General features: G+C 64.2%; 3 protein-coding genes and 1 pseudogene. 3 read left to right on the top strand and 1 reads right to left on the bottom strand.

Features of this window, described 5'->3' with window-relative positions; all coding sequences use genetic code 11:
- A partial coding sequence (locus EN925_RS34155) for a DUF3592 domain-containing protein (protein WP_128337280.1) occupies positions 1–598 on the top strand: 598 nt, incomplete at its 5' end.
- Between the two features lie 14 nt (positions 599–612).
- On the opposite strand, the gene EN925_RS34150 is transcribed toward EN925_RS34155, so the two are convergent.
- Complete coding sequence (locus EN925_RS34150; RefSeq protein ID WP_013532081.1) at positions 613–972, bottom strand: hypothetical protein; 360 nt, start codon at positions 970–972, stop codon at positions 613–615.
- Between the two features lie 164 nt (positions 973–1136).
- Here EN925_RS34150 and EN925_RS34145 point away from each other — a divergent pair, with 164 nt between their 5' ends.
- On the top strand, positions 1137–1658 hold the full coding sequence (locus EN925_RS34145; RefSeq protein ID WP_013532080.1) for a hypothetical protein: 522 nt from the start codon (positions 1137–1139) through the stop codon (positions 1656–1658).
- A pseudogene (locus EN925_RS34140) lies at positions 1651–1886 on the top strand (hypothetical protein); the annotation flags it as partial. The gene EN925_RS34145 and the pseudogene EN925_RS34140, both read left to right, overlap by 8 nt.

Genomic DNA, 1886 nt, shown 5'->3' with positions numbered 1-1886 from the left:
AGCCGTGATCGAGCGCACCATGCCCGAAGGCGCCTTCAAGTTCATGATCCAGCTCTCGGCCGGGCTGGTGGTCGGCGCGCTGGTTCTGGTGTTTTCCGTCGGCGGCGTCCTGGAGGCGATCAGGCCGCATTTGCCCAAGCCGCAGAACCTCGGCGCGGGAGCGCTGCTGCTGCTGTTCATGGGCCTGTTTGCCTTGCGCATGGGCTTCGTCCAGAAATCGCTGGCCGAGCAGGCGGCAAAATGGCCGGTCACTGCCGGCCGCATCGATAACTCGGGCCTGCAGGCGCTCCGAAACCATTCTGGCCATGGTCGCTGGCGCACCGTCTTCAAATCCCGCATCGTCTACTCCTATGACGTCGCCGGCCTGCGCTACAGCGCCGATCGTGTGACCTTCGGCGGAACCGTGACGGCTTCGTTGCCCGGCCTCGTCGGCGGCCAGGCACGGCAGTATGTCGAAGGCAGCAAGGTCGACGTCCACTATGACCCCGCCAACCCCGGCTCGGCGGTGCTGGAATGCCGGGTACGGGGGCTCTGGCTGTTATGGATCTGCTCGGCAGGCTTTCTCGGTGGCGCCGCCTTTCTGGTCGGCCTGGTCTGAGGCGCCGGACGCCTTCAACAGCGGACGAGCGGTCCGCTGTCGAAGCCAGGCCAGGTGAACCGCAGCGTGGCCCCATGCCTGACGATATGGATGACACGCGCGAACGGCTCCTCGATCGACGGGTCGGAACCGTAGCATTGGCTGGCATGCACCACCCAACCGGTCGAGCTTTTGCGAAATGTCGCCTGCTCGCAGCCGAGATCGGGGAACGACAGCGACGCCTGGTCCACTGTGAACACAGTCTCGCGTTGGATGTCGGGAGCCGCGTGGCAGTTCAGCCTGTCGCTAGACCATGTCCCAACATAAGGCGGCGCCGCCAGCGCGGAGCCACCGGCGAATGCGGATATTGCCGTCGTCATCACCAAACGCCGCATCACCACTCCTTCGATCAGTGCGCTCGACCATACAGGCTGGTGGGATTTTGCGTGGACAAGTTTTGTCCAGGAGCGGACAAACGCCGCCGTTCCGGATTTTGCTATGCTTTTGCGCGGATGATGCGACTGTGCGGGCCGACTCAACGCTTTCCCAGAGACATTGGATGATCACCCGCATACTGGCCTTTTTCCTCCTGGGCCTGCTCGGCCCGATGCAGGCGGCCTTGGCAAAAGAATGCCTCCTGAGTCACGCCACCTATCAGGAGCCGCGCTCGGGTGCCGTCGTGCAATTCCGGCCGCTCGCCAACGAGCCGGCGGCGCTGACGGCCGAAGTGTTTTCGCTGGCCGTGCCCAAAGCCGGCACGAGCCTGCCCGCCGACATCACCTGGACCAACGGCAAGAATTCCTTCCCGCTCGGCACCATTCGCCACGCCTGCACCGACGACGACCGGGAAGGCGGCCTGCAGGACGGTAGCGGATTGTGCAGGCTATGGGAGGGCCAGGTCTATGCCTTGACCGGCGGCGGCGCCGAGCAGTTGAATTCGCGCGAAGCGACACCGGCGCCGAGAGGGCTGCTCTTGCCCGGTTTCGGCGTGGCTTTCACCGAAGGAGCCGATTTCGCCAATGCCAATCCAGGCGGTTCGGCCTGGGACGCCTTCATTTTAACAGGATGCAGCGATGAATAGCGTGCGATCGACCATCTGGGCCAGTGCCCTGCTTGCATCCGCGACGATACCAGCCATGGCGGACGAGCCGGCGCCGTCGCGCCCGCCCATCGACAAATGCGCCTGGGAAAAATTGTCTGACAAAACTGTCGGGCTGGCCGCCTGGACGCAGCGCTGCGATTTCGGCTTCCGCCAGATCCATTTCGAATTCGCCGGCAAAGCGCTCGCCATCAAATACAGCGACGGCGG

It is taken from the genome of Mesorhizobium sp. M7A.F.Ca.US.006.04.2.1 (assembly GCF_004022915.1).
Lineage (GTDB): Bacteria > Pseudomonadota > Alphaproteobacteria > Rhizobiales > Rhizobiaceae > Mesorhizobium > Mesorhizobium ciceri.
This window is presented reverse-complemented; position numbering and strand designations above follow the sequence as displayed.